13 protein-coding genes and 2 pseudogenes are annotated in these 21,837 nt (G+C 62.6%); 12 read left to right on the top strand and 3 right to left on the bottom strand.

Annotation, left to right across the window (positions count from 1 at the left end):
- Together I7X43_RS09590 and I7X43_RS09585 are read right to left on the bottom strand one after the other, a co-directional pair.
- A pseudogene (locus tag I7X43_RS09590) lies at window positions 1-5,534 on the bottom strand (hypothetical protein); the annotation flags it as partial.
- Window positions 5,535-5,714: 180 nt separating this feature from the next.
- On the bottom strand, window positions 5,715-6,365 hold the full coding sequence (locus I7X43_RS09585; RefSeq protein ID WP_198100700.1) for a GntR family transcriptional regulator: 651 nt from the start codon (window positions 6,363-6,365) through the stop codon (window positions 5,715-5,717).
- Window positions 6,366-6,465: 100 nt separating this feature from the next.
- Between I7X43_RS09585 and scpA the strand changes: the two genes are divergently transcribed.
- The 6 genes and pseudogenes from scpA (at window position 6,466) to I7X43_RS09555 (ending at window position 15,103) form a co-directional block, all read left to right on the top strand.
- On the top strand, window positions 6,466-8,631 hold the full coding sequence (gene scpA, locus I7X43_RS09580; protein WP_198100699.1) for a methylmalonyl-CoA mutase: 2,166 nt from the start codon (window positions 6,466-6,468) through the stop codon (window positions 8,629-8,631).
- 2 nt (window positions 8,632-8,633) lie between these two features.
- The gene (gene meaB, locus I7X43_RS09575; protein ID WP_198100728.1) at window positions 8,634-9,620 is read left to right on the top strand and encodes a methylmalonyl Co-A mutase-associated GTPase MeaB; all 987 of its coding nucleotides are present in this window, start codon (window positions 8,634-8,636) and stop codon (window positions 9,618-9,620) included.
- Window positions 9,613-11,145, top strand: a pseudogene (locus I7X43_RS09570) (acyl-CoA carboxylase subunit beta). The gene meaB and the pseudogene I7X43_RS09570 overlap by 8 nt, the downstream one beginning before the upstream one ends.
- 9 nt (window positions 11,146-11,154) lie before the next feature.
- Window positions 11,155-12,516, top strand: coding sequence for a DUF389 domain-containing protein (locus tag I7X43_RS09565; protein WP_198100698.1), 1,362 nt, complete (start codon window positions 11,155-11,157; stop codon window positions 12,514-12,516).
- A gap of 65 nt (window positions 12,517-12,581) precedes the next feature.
- Window positions 12,582-14,639 carry an acetyl-CoA carboxylase biotin carboxylase subunit gene (gene accC / locus I7X43_RS09560; protein WP_198100697.1) on the top strand — a complete coding sequence of 686 codons (2,058 nt, stop codon included), beginning with the start codon at window positions 12,582-12,584 and terminating at the stop codon, window positions 14,637-14,639.
- A gap of 2 nt (window positions 14,640-14,641) precedes the next feature.
- Complete coding sequence (locus I7X43_RS09555) at window positions 14,642-15,103, top strand: VOC family protein (protein ID WP_198100696.1); 462 nt, start codon at window positions 14,642-14,644, stop codon at window positions 15,101-15,103.
- A gap of 28 nt (window positions 15,104-15,131) precedes the next feature.
- Here the strand turns inward: I7X43_RS09555 and I7X43_RS09550 are convergent, their stop codons facing one another.
- A complete protein-coding gene (locus I7X43_RS09550) occupies window positions 15,132-15,944 on the bottom strand; it encodes a substrate-binding periplasmic protein (protein ID WP_198100695.1) in 813 nt (270 codons plus the stop codon).
- A gap of 173 nt (window positions 15,945-16,117) precedes the next feature.
- Here I7X43_RS09550 and I7X43_RS09545 point away from each other — a divergent pair, with 173 nt between their 5' ends.
- The 6 genes from I7X43_RS09545 to asd all read left to right on the top strand — a co-directional run bounded on the left by I7X43_RS09545 (window position 16,118) and on the right by asd (window position 21,652).
- Complete coding sequence (locus I7X43_RS09545) at window positions 16,118-17,056, top strand: LysR family transcriptional regulator (RefSeq protein WP_198100694.1); 939 nt, start codon at window positions 16,118-16,120, stop codon at window positions 17,054-17,056.
- 10 nt (window positions 17,057-17,066) lie between these two features.
- A complete protein-coding gene (gene leuC, locus I7X43_RS09540; RefSeq protein ID WP_198100693.1) occupies window positions 17,067-18,476 on the top strand; it encodes a 3-isopropylmalate dehydratase large subunit in 1,410 nt (469 codons plus the stop codon).
- Between the two features lie 63 nt (window positions 18,477-18,539).
- Window positions 18,540-18,665, top strand: coding sequence for an entericidin A/B family lipoprotein (locus I7X43_RS09535; RefSeq protein ID WP_198100692.1), 126 nt, complete (start codon window positions 18,540-18,542; stop codon window positions 18,663-18,665).
- A 31-nt stretch (window positions 18,666-18,696) separates the two neighbouring features.
- On the top strand, window positions 18,697-19,347 hold the full coding sequence (gene leuD, locus I7X43_RS09530; RefSeq protein ID WP_198100691.1) for a 3-isopropylmalate dehydratase small subunit: 651 nt from the start codon (window positions 18,697-18,699) through the stop codon (window positions 19,345-19,347).
- The gene (leuB, locus tag I7X43_RS09525) at window positions 19,344-20,444 is read left to right on the top strand and encodes a 3-isopropylmalate dehydrogenase (protein ID WP_198100690.1); all 1,101 of its coding nucleotides are present in this window, start codon (window positions 19,344-19,346) and stop codon (window positions 20,442-20,444) included. The genes leuD and leuB overlap by 4 nt, the downstream gene beginning before the upstream one ends.
- Window positions 20,445-20,524: 80 nt before the next feature.
- Complete coding sequence (gene asd, locus I7X43_RS09520) at window positions 20,525-21,652, top strand: aspartate-semialdehyde dehydrogenase (RefSeq protein ID WP_198100689.1); 1,128 nt, start codon at window positions 20,525-20,527, stop codon at window positions 21,650-21,652.
- Window positions 21,653-21,837: the final 185 nt, after the last annotated feature.

The following is a 21,837-nucleotide window of genomic DNA, read 5'->3' as shown; positions in this document are numbered from 1 at the left end:
ATGTCGTCAGACTCCAGACCCTTCAGTTGCACCGTCGTGAACTTCCCGAGATCAGCGGACTCCAAGCCCGCCAATTGCGTCGTGTCCAGCGCCTGCAATTGGGCGGAGGTGAGCCCAGCGAACTGCATTGAGCTCATCGCGCCAATGTCATCGCTGTTCAGTGCAGCGACGCCCGTGGTGCCCAAGGCAGTAATTTGATTGCTGGCGAGCGTGGACCATTGACTGGAGTCCAGCCCGTCCAGTTGCTCGGTACCAAGCGCCGCGATTTGGGCTGTCGTGAGCGCCCGCAGGTCCACCGAGTTGAACGTCGAGAAATCGTCGGACTCGATCCCCTTGACCTGCGCGGTGGTCAAGCTGGCGATCTGAGCGGACGTCAAACCGCCCACTTGATCGGTCGAGAAGGCCGTGAGGTCGTCAGAATCCAGGCCGCGCAACTGCGTCGTACTCAGTTTTCCCACTTGATCGGAGGTCAAGCCCGCCAGCTGATCCGTGCTCAGCGCGGCCAGGTGTGCCGACGTGAAGGCCCGTAGCTCCGTCGAGTTGAAGGCGGCAAAGTCCTCCGACGCAAGGCCAACCACTTGCGCCGTCGTCAGACTGGCAATTTGACTGGACGTAAGGCCATCCAATTGAACAGACGTGAGGGCGCTCAAATCGTCGGAGTCCAGCCCCTTGACTTGCACGCTCGTCAGCTTGGCCAAATCCGCGGATTCCAAACCAGCGAGCTGCGTGGTGTCCAGGGCCTGAATTTGGGCGGAGGTCATGCCTGCGAATTGGGTCGAACCCATCGCCGCGATGTCATCGCTGTTGAGCGCCGCAACCCCTGCTGTTCCCAAAGCGGTCACTTGACTGCTGGCCAAAGTGGCCCATTGATCAGAGGACAGACCGTCAAGCTGCTCAGTGCCCATCGCCGCAATCTGAGCCGTCGTAAAGGCGCGCAGATCGGCGGAGCCAAAGGAGGCCAGATCATCCGATTCCAGGCCCTTGACTTGAGCGGTGGTCAGGCTCGCAATTTGTGCAGACGTCAACCCGGCCAGTTGGTCGGTCGTCATGGCCGCGATATCGTCCGACTCCAGCCCTCGCAACTGCGTCGTCGACATGGTGCCGAGGTCTTGGGATTCCAAACCAGCCAGCTGGGTGGTGTCCAGCGCCCGGAGCTGTGCGGAGTTCATGCCCGCCAACTGCACGGAGCTCATGGCGGCAAGATCGTCACTGTTCAGGGCTGCAACCCCTGCCGTCCCCAATGCGGTGATTTGGTTGCTGGCCAGTGTGGCCCATTGATCCGAACTCAATCCGTCCAACTGTTCCGTTCCCAGCGCGGCAACTTGCGAGGTCGTGAAGGCCCGCAGATCCGACGAGCTGAGCGATGCCAAGTCATCGGACTCCAGTCCCTTGATCTGCACGGATGTTAGGCTGGCGATTTGCGAGGACGTGAGGCCGCCGATGTGATCGGTGGTGAACGCCTTGATGTCGTCCGAATCAAGGCCTCGCAGTTGCAGCGTCGTCAACTGAGCCATCTGGTCCGAAGTCAAACCCGCCAGCTGCAACGTGTTCAACGCAGCAATCTGGGCGGACGTGAAGGCCCGCAGTTCCAGAGAGTTGAAAACGGCGAAGTCTTCAGACTCCAGGCCCTGCGGCTGGACCGTCGTCAGACTGTTGATTTGTGAGCTCGTCAAGCCGTCAAGCTGCACCGATGTGAGGGCGGTGATGTCCGAGGACTCCAGCCCCTTGATCTGCACCGTGCTCAGCTTGGCCAAGTCGGCAGACTCGAGCCCAGCCAACTGAACTGTATCCAGCGCTTGGATCTGGGCCGAGGTCATGCCGGCGAATTGAACCGAACTCATGGCCCCGATGTCGTCGCTGTTCAGCGCTGCGACGCCTGCCGTTCCCAGGGCAGTCACCTGGGTGCTTGCCAAACTGGACCACTGAGCGGAGTCCAAGCCCACCAATTGTTCGGTGCCCATCGCAGCGATCTGGCTGGTGGTGAACGCCCGCAAATCGTTGGAGTTGAACGCCACGAAGTCGTCTGACTCAATGCCCTTAACTTGCACTGAAGTCAGACTCGCGATCTGCGCCGAGGTCAGGCCGCTGAGATGATCGGTGGTCAACGAACTGATGTCCGCCGAATCCAATCCGCGCAATTGCACGGTGGCCAGCTGTCCGACTTGATCGGAGGTCAGACCGGCCAGTTGCTCCGTGCCCAGGGCGCCAATCTGACTGGAGGTAAAGGCGCGCAACTCCGAGGAGTTAAATGCAGCGAAATCATCAGAGGCCAGCCCGGCCACCTGCAGCGTCGTCAAACTAGCAATCTGGCTTGAGTTCAAGCCATCCAGTTGGCTGGACGTCAGTGAAGAAATATCGTCCGAATCCAATCCTTTGATCTGGATCGAAGTCAGTTTGCCCAGATCCGCCGACTCAAGCCCGGCCAACTGCGTCGTGTCCAGTGCCTGAATTTGGGCCGAGGTCATGCCTGCGAACTGGGTGGAACCCATCGCTGCGATGTCATCACTGGAAAGGGCGGCAACTCCCGCCGTCCCCAGCGCCGTGATTTGGGTGCTGGCCAAGGTAGCCCATTGGTCTGAACTCAGCCCATCGAGCTGCTCAGTGCCCATCGCCGCAATTTGAGCGGTTGTAAATGCGCGCAGATCGGCAGAATTGAACGCCGCCAGGTCATCGGACTCCAAGCCCTTGACTTGCAGTGTCGTGAGACTGGAAATCTGAGTCGACGTCAGGCCATCCAATTGTGTGGTCGACAGGGCATTGAGGTCAGCCGAATCCAGGCCTCGAAGCTGAATGCTGGTCAGTTTGGCCAAATCGACGGACTCAAGCCCCGCCAATTGCACCGTGTCCAAGGCCTGAATCTGGGCCGAGGTCATGCCGGCCAGTTGTGCCGAGCCCATCGCCGCGATGTCGTCGCTGTTCAGCGCGGCGACACCCGCCGTGCCTAGCGCGGTCACTTGTTGGCTGGCGAGGGTGGCCCACTGACTGGAATCCAAGCCCACGAGCTGTTCCGAACCCATTGCTGCGATTTGTGCGGTGGTGAACGCGCGCAAATCTGCGGAGCTGAAGGACGCGAAGTCATCCGATTCGATGCCCTTCACCTGAACCGAAGTCAGGCTGGCGATCTGCGCGGACGTGAGGCCGTTCAATTGGTCGGTGGTCAGCGCCGTGATGTCGGCGGAATCCAGGCCGCGCAATTGAGTCGTCGTCAGTTGACCCATTTGGTCGGAGGTCAAACCGGCCAATTGCTCGGTGCCCAGTGCGCCCAGTTGACTGGAGGTGAAAGCGCGCAGTTCAAGGGAGTTGAAGGCCCCGAAATCGTCGGAACCCAAGCCCACGACCTGGGCCGTGCTGAGGCTGGCGATCTGGCTTGAGGTCAGCCCATCCAACTGAACGGAGGTGAGGGCGGCGATGTCGTCCGAGTCCAATCCCTTAACTTGTACGGAGCTGAGCTTGGCCAGATCTACCGACTCCAGACCCGCGAGTTGGGTGGTGTCAAGCGCAGCGATCTGAGCCGACGTCATGCCGGTCAGCTGCACAGAGGTCATCGCGGCCAAGTCTTCGCTGGTCAGTGCGGCGACCCCCGCCGTTCCCAAGGCTGAGATTTGATTGCTCGCCAGCGTCGCCCACTGATCGGAGCTCAGCCCTTCCAGCTGGTCCGTTCCCATCGCCGCGATCTGCACCGTCGTGAACGCGCGCAAATCCGCTGAGGTGAACGATGCCAAATCGTCCGACTGCAGGCCCTTGATCTGGAGGGTCGAGAGACTCGAGATCTGAGCCGAGGTCAGGCCCCCCAACTGATCGGTAGAGAGCGACGTGATGTCGTCAGAATCAAGCCCTCGCAGCTGGCTCGTTTGCAACTGGCCGATCTGCGTGGAGGTGAGCCCGGCCAATTGGTCCGTCGTCATGGCGGCAATTTGCGCTGACGTAAAGGACCGCAATTCGCCCGAATTGAAGGCCGCAAAGTCAATGGATTCCAGGCCCAAAGGCTGTACGGTGGTCAGGCTCGCAATCTGAGCGCTGTTCAAGCCATCCAACTGGTCTGACGACAGCGCCGTGAAGTCGGCGGAGTCTAGCCCGCGAATTTGGAGAGTGCTGAGGCGGCTCAGATCGATGGACTCGAGTCCTGCCAATTGGACCGTGTCCAGCGCTTGAATCTGAGCAGATGTGAATCCCGAAAACTGGCTCGAGGTGAGTGCGGTGATGTCATCGCTGTTCAGGGCGGCCACACCGGTGGTGCCCAGCGCGGTCATCTGGTTGCTGGTCAACGCCGCCCACTGCGTGCTGTCTAAGCCATCCAACTGTTCGGTGCCCAAGGCGCTGACTTGCGCCGTGGTGATGGCCTTCAAGTCAACAGAGCTAAAGGTGACAAAGTCGTCGGACTCCAGGCCTTTAACCTGAGCGGTACTCAAGCTGGCGATTTGAGTGGTGGTTAGACCCTCCAATTGGTCCGTCGTGAGGGCAGTGATGTCTGCTGAATCCAAGCCTCTCAGCTGACTAGTGGTGAGCTTGCTCAGGTCCGTCGATTCGAGGCCGGCCAACTGCGTGGTGTCCAGCGCCTGGATTTGAGCGGAGCTGACGCCGGTGAACTGCACCGACGTCATTGCGGCGATGTCTTCACTGGTCAGTGCAGCGACGCCAGCTGTCCCCAAGGCCGTGACTTGAGTACTGGTCAATGAAGCCCATTGAGAGGAGTCCAGTCCCGTGAGCTGGTCCGTGCCCATGGCTGGAATCTGCTGGGTGGTGAACCCCCGCAGGTCGGATGTGCTGAATGCCGCCAGATCGTCGGACTCAAAACCCTTTACCTGAATCGAGGACAGGCTACTGATTTGTAGCGTCGTCAGTCCGTCCAGTTGTGCCGTGGTGAGGGCGGTGATGTCATCGGAATCTAGCCCCCGGAGTTGGCCGGTCCCGAGCGTGGCCAAGTCCGTTGACTCCATGCCGGCCAGCTGAGTGGTGTCCAGCGCTTGAACCTGGGACGAGGTGAGCCCCGCAAGTTGCACCGAGCTCATGGCTGCGAGGTCTTCGCTGGTGATCGCCGCTACGTTGGCAGTCCCAAGGGCAGTGATCTGGGAGCTGGTCAGGGCCGCCCACTGGCTGGAGTCCAGGCCTGAGAGTTGGTCGGTGCCCAATGCCGACATCGCACCGGTACCGAGCGCACGCAGGTCAGCGGAATTGAACGCGACAAAATCGTCGGACTCCAAACCAACCAACTGTGTGGTGGTCAGACTGGACAACTGCGATGTGGTGAAGCCGTCAATCTGGTCGGTACCGAGCGCACGCAGGTCATCAGACCCGAGCCCTCGCAGTGCCGCAGTCGTCAATCGAGCCAAATCGCTCGACTCAAACGCGGCAATCTGATCGGTCCCCAGCCAGTTCAGTGCCTGACTGGACAGCGCAGGCATCTGCAGCGTCGTCAGGGCTTTGATCTGGTCGGAATTGAACGCTGCCCAGTCTTCGCTGACCAAATTGGCGATGGTCTTTGTGCTCAGGCCCGCAATCTGGTCAGAGGTCAGTGAGGTGATGAGTGATGCCATGGTGAGCCAGACTGGATAAGTTGCACAAACTCGGTGAGCGCAAACAGGGGTTGCGCCCACCACTGAAGGGTTGGCCTTTGCCGGATCGTCGGCCTTCCTTCGGATGCTTGTCCGGGAATCTTTACGGGTTTTTTGGGCTTATTTCGAGAAATAGGGGTAAACACCTATCAATGAGTGCCCTCAATAAGAAGGATGCAGGGTTCTCAAGCTGGAGAGGAAATGCGCACGCATGCGCTCGGCCGCCAGCGGGGCGTCGTTGGCGATCAAGGCGCTGAGGATGTCCCGGTGTTCCTGGAGTGATTCATCCAGCCGCCCTTGGTGGAAGAGGGAGTGATGTCGGTTTAGCTTCATCAGGCGCCGCAAATCCTGCACCATCTGTTGACGCAGACGGTTGCCTTCCATTTCCAAGAGACGCAGATGGAAGCGCTCGTTGGCCAAGAAAAAGGCATCGCGGTTGCCGGCGGCGGACTCCAGGTCCCTGTGCAAGGTTGCCAATTCTTGTTTGTCAACGTCGGTCAGACGCTTGGCCAGTTGGGCGGCTGCGTCGGCCTCCAGCAGCGCCAGGAGCTGATACGCCTCTCGAACATCCCGCTCACTCATTTCGGTGACATAGGCGCCGCGGCGCACGCGCATGGTGACCAGGCCTTCAGCGGCGAGGACCTTGAGTGCTTCGCGCATGGGCGTGCGGCTGATCCCCAATTCGCGGCATAGCGCCAATTCGTCGATCCAGCCCCCCGGTTCCAGTTGACGCGCCAGGATTCGCTGGCGAACATGGTCAGCGACTTCTTCGTACAGCGCGCGATGCGCCAGGGGCGGGGGCGGTTCGTGCATGGGGTCGCTCAAGAGAGGCGTGGTTCGCGATTCACGATATTGTGCATTCATAATTATGAATAATTTGAACGCTATGATGGCGGCATTGCAGGAGTCCTTTATGTCCGAATCCACCCCCAAGCCCTCTTTGACGCCGGACGACTTGCAGCGCTGGCAACGTGCCGCCGCCAAGTCGGCGCCCGGTGGTGATGTGAATCAGCTGAACTGGCTCACGCCCGAGGGCATTACGGTCAAGCCGCTTTACACCGCGGCCGATGTTTCGGAGCTGCCACATATCGACACCCTGCCGGGGTTTGAGCCCTTCCTGCGCGGGCCGCAGGCCACGATGTACGCGGTGCGGCCCTGGACCATCCGCCAGTACGCCGGTTTTTCCACGGCCGAAGAGAGCAATGCCTTCTACCGCAAGGCGCTGGCGGCGGGTGGGCAGGGCGTGTCGGTGGCCTTCGATCTGGCCACCCACCGCGGTTACGACAGCGACCACCCTCGAGTCGTGGGCGATGTGGGCAAGGCCGGCGTGGCCATTGACTCGGTCGAGGACATGAAGATCTTGTTTGACGGCATTCCGCTTGACAAGGTTTCGGTGAGCATGACCATGAATGGCGCGGTGTTGCCCGTTCTGGCGTCTTACGTGGTGGCGGCGGAGGAGCAGGGCGTGCCGCCCGAAAAGCTGTCGGGGACCATTCAGAACGACATCCTCAAGGAGTTCATGGTCCGCAACACCTACATCTATCCGCCCGAGCCCTCGATGCGGATCATTGCGGACATCATGGCCCACACGGCCGCCGAGATGCCGAGGTTCAACAGCATCTCGATCTCCGGCTATCACATGCAGGAAGCCGGCGCCAACCAGGCGATCGAGCTGGCCTTCACCCTGGCCGATGGCATGGAATACGTGCGCACAGCGGTGAAGCGCGGCCTGCAGGTCGATGCCTTCGCGCCGCGCCTGAGCTTTTTCTTCGCCATCGGCATGAACTTCTATCTGGAAGTGGCCAAGCTGCGCGCCGCACGCCTGTTGTGGTGCCGGATCATGAAGGACTTCGGTGCCCAGGACCCCAAGAGCCTGATGTTGCGCACCCACTGCCAGACCTCGGGCTGGAGCCTGACCGCGCAGGACCCGTACAACAACGTGGTGCGCACCGCGATTGAAGCCATGGCCGCGGTGTTCGGTGGCACGCAGAGCCTGCACACCAACAGCTTTGACGAGGCGATCGCCCTGCCGACTGAGTTCTCGGCCCGCATTGCGCGCAATACCCAGCTGATCCTGCAAGAAGAAACCCAGATCACCAAGGTGGTCGACCCCTGGGCCGGCAGCTACATGATGGAAAAGCTGACCCAGGACCTGGCCGACAAGGCCTGGGAGCTGATCGAGGAAGTGGAGCGCCAGGGCGGCATGACCCAGGCCGTCAACAGCGGCTGGGCCAAACTGCAGATCGAGGCCAGCGCCGCGCAAAAGCAGGCGCGCATCGACTCCGGTGCCGATGTGATCGTCGGCGTCAACAAATACAAGCTGGCCAAGGAAGACCCAGTCGAGATCTTGGAGATCGACAACGTCAAAGTGCGCGAGGCCCAAGTCGCCCGCCTGGGGCAGATCAAGGCCAGCCGCAACGCGGCGGCCGTGCAGTCGGCGCTTGAGGCCCTGACCGTGGCCGCCAAGAGCGGCGAGGGAAATTTGCTGGCTTTGAGCATTCAGGCCATGCGGGTGCGTTGCACCGTGGGTGAGGTCAGCGATGCGCTGGAGTCGGTGTGGGGCCGCCACCGTGCGGACACGCACAAGGTCAGCGGCGTCTATGCCGGCGCCTATACCGCGCCCGAAGAGTGGACGAAGCTCACCGCAGACGTGGCCGCGTTCGAGACGGATCAGGGCCGCCGCCCGCGCGTGATGATCGCCAAGCTCGGCCAGGACGGGCACGACCGCGGCGCCAAGGTGGTGGCCTCAGCGTTTGCTGACCTGGGTTTCGACGTGGACATCGGTGCCCTGTTCCAAACGCCTGAAGAATGCGCCCGCCAGGCCATCGAGAACGATGTGCACGCGGTCGGCGTCTCGACGCTCGCCGCCGGTCATAAAACCCTGGTGCCCGCCATCGTGCAGGCGCTGAAGGAGCAGGGTGGCGAGGACATCATCGTTTTCGTCGGCGGCGTGATCCCGGCGCAGGACTACGAATTCCTCTACGCCCAAGGCGTCAAGGGGATCTATGGTCCCGGCACGGCGATTCCCGACGCCGCTCGGGACGTGCTGAAGAACATCCGCGCCGCGGTCGCTGCGTGAATCTGAGCCTTCAAGCCTTGCGCGAAGGGCAGCCGGCTCAGCGCCGCCGTGCCTTGGCCAAGGCCATCACCTTGCTGGAGTCCTCGCGGCCAGAGCATCGCGCCCAGGCCGATGCGCTGCTGACCGCGGCCTTGCCCTTCAGCGGCGGCGCGGTGCGCGTGGGCCTCTCCGGCGTGCCGGGGGTGGGCAAGAGCAGTTTTGTGGAAAGCTTGGGCCTGCACCTGGTCGGCCAAGGCCTCAAGGTGGCCGTGCTGGCGGTGGACCCGAGCAGCTCCGTCTCCGGCGGCTCCATCCTGGGCGATAAGACGCGCATGGAAAAGCTCGCCATCGAGCCGAATGCCTTCATCCGCCCCAGCCCCAGCCGTGGCACCCTGGGGGGCGTGGCGTCCCACACGCGCGAGGTGATGCGCCTGTGTGAGGCTGCGGGCTTTGATGTGGTGCTGGTCGAAACCGTCGGTGTGGGCCAGAGCGAAGTGGCGGTGGCCGGTATGACCGATTGCTTCGCGCTCCTGCAACTGCCCAACGCCGGCGACGACCTGCAGGCGCTGAAGAAGGGCGTGATGGAGCTGGCCGACCTGATCTTCATCAACAAGGCTGACCTGGACCCGAAGGCCGCGATGCGGGCGCGGGCGCAAATCGTCTCCTCTTTACGCCTGCACAACCAGGCCCATGGCGCACAGGGGTTGCCCGAGGTGCTGCAAGGCAGCGCGGTGAGCGGCGAGGGCGTGGCTGAGTTCTGGGCGGCGGTGCATCGCCACAAAACGCAGCAAGGCCAAGCTGGACAGTTCGACGCACGGCGCCATGCCCAAGATTTGGAGTGGCTGCAGGAACGCATTGAAGAAGGCTTGCACCAGGCCTTTGCCACGCATCCGGCGGTAGCGGCCCAATGGCCCCAGTTGAAGGACGAGGTGCACGCCGGTCGTCTGGCCGCCTCCACCGCAGCGCGTACGCTGCTGAATGAATTTTTAGGAGTGAAGACCCATGGATGACATCCAGAAGTTGCTGGAGTCCAAGCGTGCTGCAGCGCGCCTGGGCGGGGGTGAAAAACGCATTGCTGCGCAACACAAGAAGGGCAAGCTGACGGCCCGCGAGCGCTTGGAGTTGCTGTTCGATGAAGGCTCCTTCGAGGAGTGAGACATGTTCGTGCAGCACCGCTGCGTGGACTTCGGCATGGACGCGAACCACATCCCGGGTGACGGCGTGGTCACGGGCTACGGCACCATCAACGGCCGCCTCGCGTTTGCCTACAGCCAGGACTTCACGGTGTTTGGCGGCGCTTTGTCTGAAGCCCATGCCGAGAAGATCTGCAAGGTCATGGACCAAGCGATGAAGGTGGGCGCGCCTGTCATCGGCTTGAACGATTCGGGCGGCGCCCGCATCCAAGAAGGGGTGGCCTCGCTCGGTGGCTACGCCGAGGTGTTTCAGCGCAATGTGATGGCCTCGGGCGTGATCCCGCAGATCAGCCTGATCATGGGCCCCAGCGCGGGCGGCGCGGTCTATAGCCCGGCCATCACCGACTTCATCTTCATGGTGAAGGACAGCTCTTACATGTTTGTCACCGGCCCCGAGGTGGTGAAGACGGTGACGCATGAAGAAGTCACCGCTGAGGAACTGGGCGGCGCCAGCACCCACACCAGCAAGAGCGGGGTGGCGGATTTGGCCTTTGAGAATGACGTCGAGGCGCTCTTGATGCTGCGCCGATTCTTCAATTACCTGCCGCTCTCCAACCGCGAGAAGCCCCCCGTTCGCCCCAGTGGCGACCCGGCCGGGCGTCGCGACGACTCGCTGGATACCCTGGTGCCGGCGAACCCCAATCAGCCCTACGACATCAAGGAGCTGATCACCAAGGTGGTGGACGATGGCGACTTCTTTGAATTGCAGCCGGAGTACGCCAAGAACATCGTCACCGGCTTTGCGCGCATGGAAGGCGGCACGGTCGGCATCGTGGCCAACCAGCCCTTGGTTTTGGCCGGCTGTTTGGACATCAAGAGCAGCATCAAGGCCGCACGCTTTGTGCGCTTCTGCGACGCCTTCCACATTCCCGTGGTGACCTTCGTCGATGTGCCGGGTTTCATGCCGGGCACTTCCCAAGAGTACGGCGGCATCATCAAGCATGGCGCCAAGTTGCTATACGCCTACGCGGAGTGCACGGTGCCCAAGATCACCGTGATCACCCGCAAGGCCTATGGCGGCGCCTATGACGTGATGGCCTCCAAGCATCTGCGCGGCGACGTCAACTTCGCCTGGCCCAATGCCGAGATTGCGGTGATGGGCGCCAAGGGCGCAGTGGAGATCATCTTCCGCGAGGACAAGGGCGATCCGGAAAAGCTGGCGGCCCGCGAAGCCGAGTACAAGGCCCGCTTCGCCAACCCCTTTGTGGCGGCCGAGCGCGGCTACATCGACGACGTGATCCAACCCCACGAAACCCGCCAGCGCATTTGTCGTTCGCTCAAGATGCTCAAGGACAAGAAGCTCGAGAACCCGTGGCGCAAGCACGGCAACATTCCGCTCTGAGGCTCGCTCATGGTCAAGCGACTGGGTCACTGGTTTGACCTCCGGCCCGATCAGGCCGATCCGGAGGACATTGACGAAGCCATGCGCAGTGGCTCCCGCGTCAAGGGCACCAACCTCTGGGTGCTCATGTTCGCCATCCTGATCGCCTCGGTGGGCCTGAACGTCAACAGCACCGCCGTCATCATCGGCGCCATGCTGATCTCGCCCCTGATGGGGCCGATTGTGGGCATGGGCTACGCCGCGGCGGTGGCCGATCTCGGCCTGATCCGCCTGGCGGCGAGCCGGCTCGGCGTCTTCGTGCTGCTCAGTCTCTGCACCTCGACCCTGTACTTCCTGGTCAGCCCGCTGGATCAGCCCGGCAGCGAGTTGCTGGCACGAACGCAGCCGACGCTCTGGGACGTGCTGATCGCGGCCTTTGGCGGGGCCGCGGGCATGGTGGCCGCCACGCGGCGCAACTTCAGCAACATCGTGCCTGGTGTGGCCATCGCCACGGCACTGATGCCGCCGCTGTGCACGGTGGGCTTCGGCATCGCTACACGGCGCTGGGACCTGGCTGGCGGGGCGCTCTATCTGTTTGTCATCAACGGCGTCTTCATCGCGGCCGCCACCCTCGCTGTGGCCCGGCTGCTGAAGCTCCAGCCGCTGGGCCAGATCGAAGCCGCGACCCGGACCCGCCACCGCTGGATCATCGGCCTCATCCTCGTGGCCGTGCTGGGCCCCAGCGTCTGGTTGGGCTACCGACTGGTGCAGGGAGAGTTGTTTCAGCGCGCCGCGCGCGAGGCCATCCGGGCCATGGAAAGTGCGAGCGGTGCGGCGGTGTTCAACGCCCAGATCGATCCGGCGCATCGGCGTGTCGTGCTGACCGTCGTGGGCAAAGAGGCGGAGGAGCGCTTGCTCAAGCTGGCCCCTACGGCCACGGCAGCGGCGGGCGTGCCGGGCACGCATGTGCTGGTGCGTCGGGCGGGCGACGAACTGCCGGACCTGGGCCAGTTGCGCCGGGAGTTCAATGAAGAGATGTCCCGACTGCTCTCCAGCCGGGTTCAGGAACTGGAGCGGCGGGTTCAGCCGCTGGAGGCGGCGGCCTCGGCCGCTTCGGCGGCCTCGGCCGCTTCGGCGGCTGCGTCCGCACCCGCAGCGGCCCAGCTGACGCCGGAGCTGCGCCAGCGGCTTGAGGCCGAATTGCGTGCCCTGAGCCCCGCGATTGCGGGCGTGGAGGCGGCGGTCTTGCCGAGCGGGCGGGTGGTGGTTGTGGTGAGTACCCAGCGTCCCTTGGAGCGGGGCCTGAGCGAGGCGCTGCGGCGTTGGATCGAGGTGCGACTGGCGCCTGCCGAAGTGGATTGGGTCGAACGATTGACGGCGCGTAAGCGCTGAGTGGACAAGCCAAGCGCCGTCAAGGTGCGCAAACGGTGCGCCGCGTGCGTACACAGGAGAAATCGGTGTTCAAGAAGATATTGATTGCGAATCGCGGCGAGATCGCCTGCCGGGTGATTAAGACCGCCCAGCGCCTGGGTGTAAAGACCGTGGCCGTCTACTCCGAGGCCGACGCCCGCGCCCGCCATGTGGAACTGGCCGACGAAGCCGTATGCATCGGCCCGGCGCCCAGCCGCGCCTCCTACCTGCAGGCCGACGCCATCATTGCCGCTGCCAAGCAAACCGGTGCCCAGGCCATTCACCCGGGCTACGGCTTCCTCTCGGAAAACGAGGAGTTCGCGCGCCGGGTCGAGGAAGAGGGCCTGGTCTTTATCGGCCCCAAGCACGGTGCCATCGCGGCCATGGGCGACAAGATTGCCTCCAAGCGCCTGGCCATGCAGGCTGGGGTGAGCACCATTCCGGGGCATAACGAACCGATTCAGACCCCTGAAGAAGCGGTGGCGATTGCGCAGCGCATCGGCTACCCCGTGATGATCAAGGCCAGCGCGGGCGGGGGTGGCAAGGGCCTGCGCGTGGCGCAGAACGACAAGGAATGTGCCGAGGGCTTTGTCAGCTGCCGCAACGAAGCCAAAAACAGCTTTGGCGACGACCGCGTGTTCATGGAGAAATTCATCGAGCAGCCGCGCCACATTGAAATTCAGGTGCTGGCCGACGCTGCGGGCAATACGCTCTACCTGTGGGAGCGCGAATGCTCGATTCAGCGCCGCCATCAAAAGGTCATTGAGGAGGCCCCGTCGCCCTTCATCAGCGAAGCCACGCGCAAGGCCATGGGCGAGCAGGCCGTGGCCCTGGCCAAGGCGGTGGGCTACCAGAGCGCCGGCACGGTGGAGTTCGTGGTCGGCAAGGACCAAGGCTTTTACTTTCTGGAGATGAACACCCGGTTGCAGGTCGAGCACCCGGTGACCGAATGCATCACCGGTCTGGACCTGGTGGAGTGGATGCTGCGTATTGCTGCGGGCGAGCGCTTGACGATGCAGCAGCACGAGCTCAAGCGCGAGGGGTGGGCGATGGAGTGCCGCATCAATGCGGAAGACCCCTTCCGCAACTTCTTGCCCTCCACTGGCCGCCTGGTGCGCTACCAGCCGCCTGCCACAGACCTGACGCAAGGCGAACCCAGCCTGGGTCTGGGCGTGCGGGTGGACACGGGCGTGTTCGAGGGGGGCGAGATTCCCATGCACTACGACTCGATGATCGCCAAGCTCATCGTGCACGGGCGCGACCGGGCCGATGCCATCGAGCGCATGCGCGAAGCGCTGAACGGGTTTGTGATCCGGGGCATCGCCAGCAACATCCCCTTCCAGGCCGCGCTGCTGGCGCATCCGGATTTCCGGAGCGGTGCTTTTGACACCGGCTTCATCGCCCGCAACTGGCCAAATGGGTTTACCGCAGAGTCCGTTGCGCACGACGATGCCGATTTCCTGGTCGCCCTGGCTGCCTTTGTGCGGCGCAAGACCCGCGAACGCGCGGTCGGGATCAGCGGGCAGCTGCCGGGGCATGAGGTGGGGCTCGACAACAAGGTCATTGCCGTGACTCACTTGGGCGAAGGCAATCAGCTGCGTCAAAAAGTTCGGGTCACCGAAGTCGCTGGGCGAGCAGGCTGTGCCCGCTGCGAGGTGGAAGGCAAGGTCTACGACATCGAATGCCATTCGCGCTTGATTGATGTGCGCCTGGAAGGCACCGTCAACGGCTTGCCCTTCACCGCTCAGGTGGAGCGCGGCACCGCCAAGAACCCCTTGGCCTACCGCCTGCAACACAACGGCCGCCAAGTCGAGATCACCGTGCTGCGCGAGCGTCACGCCGAATTGCAGGCGCTGATGCCCTACAAGGCGCCGCCCGACACCTCCGCCTTCCTGCTCTCACCCATGCCGGGTCTCCTGGTGCAACTGGCAGCCGGGGTGGGGCAGAAGGTGCAGGCTGGCGAACGCCTGGCTGTGATCGAGGCCATGAAGATGGAGAACATCCTCTTTGCCGCCCAGGACGTCGCCATTGCCGAAGTGCTGGCCAAGCCGGGTGAGAGCCTGAGCGTGGACCAACCCATTCTTCGCTTTGAAAAGAAGGCCTGAGCATGCGACCTTTCAAAATTCTCGGTCTGCAGCAGATTGCCATCGGCGGCCTGGACAAAGCCAAGCTCAAGCATCTCTGGGTGGACCTGCTTGGGGTGCCCGTCACCGGGACGTTCCAGAGCGAGCGCGAGAACGTCGATGAAGACATTTTGAGCCTGGGGCAGGGCGCTCTCGCCGTCGAGATCGACCTCATGCAACCGCTAGACCCGGAGAAAAAGCCCGCGGTCCATGCCACGCCGCTGAACCACGTTGGCTTGTGGGTCGATGACCTGCCTGCGGCCGTGCAGTGGCTCGAAGCGCAAGGGTTGCGGTTTGCGCCTGGCGGCATCCGCAAAGGGGCGGCGGGCCATGACATTTGTTTTGTTCATCCCAAGGGCAACGAGCAATTTCCCGTGAGCGGAGAAGGGGTGCTCATTGAGTTGGTGCAGGCGCCCCCGGAAGTGATCGCCGCACTGAACGCGTGAAGGCCGAAAGCCCTGGCGCCCGACCCCATCAGGGCAAGTAACGGCGCCGAAGTTCCTGCAGTTTGCCGCTGTCGCGCAGCGTCTTGATGCCCTGGTTCAGAAACTGGTACAGGGCCTCACCCTGCGGGTGCTGGCGCGTCACCAGCATGTGAAATTCCCCCTTGGGCAGGCCGGGCACTTCGGCCCAACCCAAGTCGGGGTCTGCCAGCACGTCTGGGCCGATCTTTTTCAGGCCCGCCACGGCCTCCAGTTCCTGCAGCCCAATCTCGCAGCGGCGAGCATGCAGCTTGGCAATGACGCGCCGGAAATCCAGCGCTCCGCGGTCCACTTCCGCGTCGGTCAGGCCATAGAAGCTGTAGTTGTAACCATGCACGCCGCATACGTGATACCGGCGCAAGTCGGCCGCGGAGCGAATGCTGACCCCGTTGGGGAACGTTTTGCGGGAGAAAAAATAAGTGGGGGTGATGTCGTAATAGGGCTGCGTCATCCAAAACCGCTGCTGCCGCTCGGGGCTGGCACTGGCGTTCACCGCCAACAGGAATTGGCCGCCGCTTTCCACCTCCCGCAGGCAGCGCACCCACGGTAGCAACTGAACTTGCAACTGAATGCCCGCGGTTTGCAGGATCGCGCGCAGCACGTCGACGGAATAGCCCATCACTTCCGGCCGCGGCTTGCCACTGGCGTCGCGAGCGAAATAGGTAAACGGCGGCCACTCGGCCGCGTCGTCGCACACCTGCAGGGTCTTGAGCGTCAGGGGTTCAGCCGCCCACGCGCTCCCCAACCCCAGCAAAGCCAGAGCGCCCCCAAGGATTTGTCGGTGTTGGCGTTCGAAAAACCGCATTGGTGACAGGGTACAGGGTGGATTCGCGACCGGCTCCGGGAGCAATCCCCGATGAGGGGCTGGCTTGCCCGCGGTGCAAACGCGTTTGGCTTGGCTTAAGCCTTCGTCTGTGGGATATTTAAGGCTGGCTTTTTGCCAAAGCTTCATCACTTCACGAAAGCTAGAGTCAAACCATGCGCCTCGATCTCACCACCCTCCATCTCGTGTTGGCCATTGAGCGCACGCGCTCGATCACCGCGGGCGCCAAAGCTGAGCATCTTGCGCTGGCCGCAGCCAGTAAACGCCTGGCTGACTTGGAGACGCGGCTGGGAGTCAAGCTGTTTGAGCGTCGCGCCCGTGGCGTAGAGCCCACGGAAGCCGGCCGTGCCCTGGTTCGCCACATTCGGACGCTGCAGGCCAGCCTGCACGCGATGGAGTCCGAAGTGGTGGAGTTCGCCCGCGGCATCAAAGGCCATCTGCGCATCGTGGCCAATGGCGGGGCCATCGCCGAATGCCTGCCAGCCGATTTGGCGAATTTTTCCAACCGGCACCCGCAAATCCGCATCAGCTTGGAGGATTTGACCAGTTCGGAAGTGCAAGCCGCCGTTGCCGAGGGGCGGGCGGACGTCGGCATCTTTACGCCGCCGGTCTTGGATAACCGCGTTCAGCATCAGATCTATCGCCTGTCGCGATTGGCGGTGTTGGTACCCAAGGGCCACGCACTGGCCAGTTTGAAAGCGGTGAAATTTGATGACTTGCTGGATCACGATCTCATCGGCCTGCACGCCGGCGCTGCCGCACAGGACTTGATGCGTGAACAGGCCGCCTCACGCGGCAAGACCTTGCGCGCACGATTGCAGGTGCGGGGTTTTGACGCCATCGCCCAGTTGGTGGAAGCGGGACTTGGGGTGGCCGTGCTCCCGAAAGGCCCGGCAGAACGCTTTGCGCAGCTCTTCGAGGTGGAGTGCCTGAAGCTGGCCGAACCCTGGGCGGTCCGGGAGTATCGGGTCGCCACACCGAAGCAGGACACCCTCCCCGCCGTGGTGCAACGCTTTGTAGAGGCCCTGTGCCCCCCGCAGGCGGCGTCGGCGGCGGAGGCGGCCCTGGCGGCCGCACGCGCTGAATTCTCTTGATTGACTAACCATGCCTCAAACCCTTTACGACAAGCTGTGGGCCGAACATGTGGTGCGTACCGAGCCTGACGGCACCGCACTTCTCTACATTGACCGCCACCTCGTTCATGAGGTCACCAGCCCGCAGGCGTTTGAAGGCCTGAGCTTGGCCGGCCGCAAGGTCTTTCGCCTGGCGGCCAACTTGGCCGTTAGTGATCACAACGTCCCGACGACGGATCGCTCGGCCGGCATTGCGGACCCCATCAGCCGGTTGCAGGTCGAAACCTTGGACGCCAACTGCGATCGATACGGCATCCGTCAATTCAAGATGAACGATCGCCGGCAAGGCATCGTGCATGTCATCGGCCCAGAGCAAGGGGCCACATTGCCAGGGATGACGGTCGTTTGCGGCGACAGCCATACGTCGACGCACGGCGCGTTCGCGGCCTTGGCCCATGGGATTGGCACCAGCGAGGTCGAGCATGTGCTGGCCACGCAAACGCTGGTGGCCAAAAAGGCCAAGAACATGCTGGTTCGCGTGAACGGGCGGCTTCAAGCGGGGGTGAGCGCAAAAGACTTGGTGCTCGCGATCATCGGCCGCATCGGAACGGCGGGCGGCACCGGCTTCACGATTGAGTTCGCCGGCGAGGCCATTGAGGCGTTGTCGATGGAAGGCCGGATGACGGTATGCAACATGGCCATCGAAGCCGGTGCGCGCGCCGGCTTGGTGGCCGTGGATGACACGACCCTTCACTATCTCCAGGGACGGCCATTGAGCCCTGAGGGCGCTGACTGGGACGCCGCGGTGTCGTATTGGCGTACGTTGCGGAGTGACCCGGGTGCGCACTTTGATGTGGTGGTGGAGTTGGAGGGCGCACAGATTGCGCCGCAGGTGAGTTGGGGCACATCACCCGAAATGGTGCTGCCGATTGACGCGTCGACCCCTGAGCCCGCACGGGCGAGCGATGCGGTTGCGCGCGAAGCGCAAGCGCGGGCTTTGCAGTACATGGGGCTCCAACCCCATCAGCGCTTGGATTCGATCGCCGTTGACAAGGTTTTTATTGGCTCCTGTACCAACAGTCGCATTGAAGATCTGCGTGAAGCCGCCAACGTGGTGAGGCGGACGGGGGGGCGGGTGGCCCAGGGCATCAAGTTGGCCTTGGTGGTCCCTGGATCCGGACTGGTCAAGGCCCAAGCAGAGGCCGAAGGCCTGGATCAAGTGTTCAAAACGGCGGGGTTTGAGTGGCGCGAACCGGGGTGCTCCATGTGTTTGGCCATGAATGCCGATCGATTGGAGCCGGGTGAACGGTGTGCCTCCACCAGCAATCGAAATTTCGAAGGTCGGCAAGGCGCTGGCGGGCGGACCCATTTGGTCAGCCCGGCCATGGCGGCTGCGGCGGCCATGAAAGGCCGATTCGTCGACGTCCGGCAATTGGTTTGAGGCGGGGGCAATCACGGGGGTTGCGGCATGATTCGAGCTCCCGTTGCTTTGCCGAGGTGTGTCATGAAGCGTTTGGTTGTTTTGGTCGCCGCTTGTTTTGTTCTGAGTGCCTGTAACACCGTCAGGGGTTTCGGGCAGGACATGCAAAAGGCGGGTGAAAAGATCGAAGACGCGGCGAAGAAGAAGTAAGCCCCGGGGATCCCCTGGGCATGGAGCATGCATGCAAGCATTTACCCAGCACCAGGGGTTGGTGGTTCCGCTGGACCGAGCGAACGTCGATACCGACGCCATCATCCCCAAGCAGTTTCTGAAATCGATTCTGCGCACGGGGTTTGGCCCGAATCTGTTCGATGAATGGCGTTACTTGGACCGAGGGGAGCCGGGGCAAGACCCCGCTTCGCGCCGACTCAATCCGGACTTCGTCCTGAATCAACGCCGCTACGCCGGTGCCTCCATCTTGCTGGCTCGCGCGAATTTCGGTTGTGGTTCGAGCCGAGAACACGCGCCCTGGGCCATTCAGCAGTTTGGGATTCGTGCCGTTATTGCCCCCAGCTTTGCCGACATCTTCTTCAACAATTGCTTCAAGAATGGCTTGTTGCCCGTGGTGCTCCCCAGCCCCGTGATCGATGGGCTGTTTGCGGCGGTGCTTTCAACGCCAGGTTACGAATTGACCGTGGACCTCGAGCGTCAACTGGTCGCGACGCCCGATGGCAACCAACACGCTTTTGACGTGGAGCCTTTTCGCAAACACTGTTTGCTCCATGGTTTGGACGAGATCGGCCTGACCCTTGAACATGCGGCCGAAATTGAAGCGTTTCAAACCCGACGGCACTCAGAGAAACCGTGGCTGAAAAAGGAATTGACGCAATGAATTCGCGGTTAATTGCCGTGCTTCCGGGGGATGGTATTGGCCCGGAGATCATGGCCGAAGCGGTCAAAGTCTTGCGTGCGCTGGATCTGGACCTTCACCTGGAGCATGCGCCCGTTGGCGGTGCCGCTTATGAAGCGCATGGGCATCCGCTGCCGGAGTTGACCCTGAATCTTGCGAAGAAAGCGGATGCCGTGCTCTTTGGGGCAGTGGGCGATTGGAAGTACGACAAGCTGGAACGCGCTCTGCGCCCCGAACAAGCGATTCTTGGACTGCGCAAGAACCTGGGGCTCTTTGCGAACTTTCGACCGGCCCTGTGCTACGAGCAGCTGACGCATGCCAGTAGCCTGAAGCCGGAACTGGTTTCGGGGCTGGACATCCTCATCCTGCGCGAGCTGACGGGTGACATTTACTTTGGTACCCCAAGAGGGCGACGTACCGCGGTGGATGGCCACTTTCCCGGTGCGGAGGAAGCCTTTGACACCATGCGCTACTCACGCCCGGAGATTGAGCGCATCGCCCACCTGGCCTTCCAGGCCGCCCGCAAGCGGCGCGGCAAGGTCACCAGCGTCGACAAAGCCAACGTGCTGGAAACCTCGCAACTGTGGAAGGACGTGGTCACCGAGGTGCACCAGCAGTACGCTGATGTGCAGCTCGACCACATGTACGTGGACAACGCGGCGATGCAGTTGGTCAAGGCGCCCAAAGCCTTTGACGTCATCGTCACGGGCAATTTGTTTGGCGACATCCTCAGCGACGAGGCCGCCATGCTGACGGGCTCGATCGGCATGCTGCCCTCCGCCTCGCTCGACCGGCACGGCAAGGGGCTCTATGAGCCCAGCCACGGCAGTGCGCCGGACATCGCGGGCAAGGGGGTGGCCAATCCGCTTGCTACCATCTTGAGCGCTGCCATGATGCTCCGCTACACCCTCAACCAGCCCCAGCAGGCCGACCGCATTGAAGCGGCGGTCCAATCGGTGCTGGCCCAGGGTTTGCGGACGGGAGACATCTGGAGCGAGGGCACAGCGCGCGTCGGCACCCGTGAGATGGGTGATGCGGTTGTGGCCGCGATTAAAACCACCCCGATTACCAAGAGCTGAAGGCTCTCGGTTCGCTGCGCCACCCCAGGGACCCGGCGAGCGAGCCGGGAAACCCAGGGTCCTGTGGCAAGGTGAACACAATGGCAGTTTCCAAGAACCCCCTGGTCGGCCTGGTTGGCTGGCGGGGCATGGTCGGCTCGGTGCTGATGGAGCGGATGCAGGCGGAGGGCGATTTCGAGTTCATCGAACCGTTCTTCTTCAGCACCAGCAACGCGGGAGGCGCGGCGCCCCGCCAAGCCAAGAACGAAACGCGTTTGGCCGACGCCCACGACATCGAGCAGCTGAAGCGCTGCGAGGTGGTGATCAGTTGCCAAGGGGGGGACTACACCAGCGACGTCTACCCCAAGCTGCGTGCCGCGGGTTGGCAGGGCCACTGGATTGACGCCGCATCCACGCTGCGCATGGCCGATGACGCCGTCATCATCCTGGACCCGGTGAATCGCCCCGTCATCGATCAGGCCCTGAGCCAGGGGGGGCGCAATTGGATTGGCGGCAACTGCACGGTGAGCTGCATGCTGATGGGTGTCGGCGCGCTCTACAAGGCCGGCCTGGTGGAATGGATGAGCACCCAGACTTATCAGGCCGCCAGCGGTGGCGGTGCCCAGCACATGCGCGAACTGCTGACCCAGTACGGCACGCTGAATGCCGAGGTCCGAGCGCTGCTGGATGACCCCAAGAGCGCCATCCTGGAGATCGATCGCAAGATCGTGGAAAAGCAGCGCAGCCTCAGTGCGATCGAGACCCAGCACTTCGGTGTGCCCTTGGGGGGCTCGCTCATTCCTTGGATCGACAAGGATCTGGGCAACGGCATGTCCAAGGAAGAGTGGAAGGGCATGGCCGAAACCAACAAAATCCTGGGGTCGACCCAAGCCATCCCGGTGGACGGCTTTTGCGTGCGCATCGGGGCCATGCGTTGCCATTCTCAAGCACTCACCTTCAAACTGAAGAAAGACGTTCCGCTGGATGAGATCGAGGGCATGATTGCCGCCGATAACGCTTGGGTGAAAGTGATTCCGAATACCCGCGATGCCAGTATTCGAGAACTGACCCCCGTGGCTGTTACTGGTACGCTGACCATTCCGGTTGGTCGTCTGCGCAAATTGGCGATGGGGCCGGAATATCTCGGCGCGTTCACCATTGGCGATCAATTGCTCTGGGGCGCTGCGGAGCCCCTGCGCCGCATGTTGCGTATCTTGATCGAACACTGAGTTCGACAAAGCGTATCGGAGTGTTGGTGTGCGTTGTCCTCTCACGACACGCCGCCAAGTCCCCCGGGGATCTACGGGGTGGTTCTGGCGCTTTGAAAGTTCGTTCTTCGCTGTGCTGCGGATATGCTTGCCGCACTTGAATGTTCTCGTGCTTGGGTGGAAACGCCCAAGGCGGTGGGAGTTGC

It is taken from the genome of Inhella gelatinilytica, from assembly GCF_016093295.1.
Classification (GTDB): domain Bacteria; phylum Pseudomonadota; class Gammaproteobacteria; order Burkholderiales; family Burkholderiaceae_C; genus Inhella; species Inhella gelatinilytica.
The sequence above is the reverse complement of the archived record's forward strand: the minus strand, read 5'-3'. Positions and strand labels throughout refer to the sequence as shown.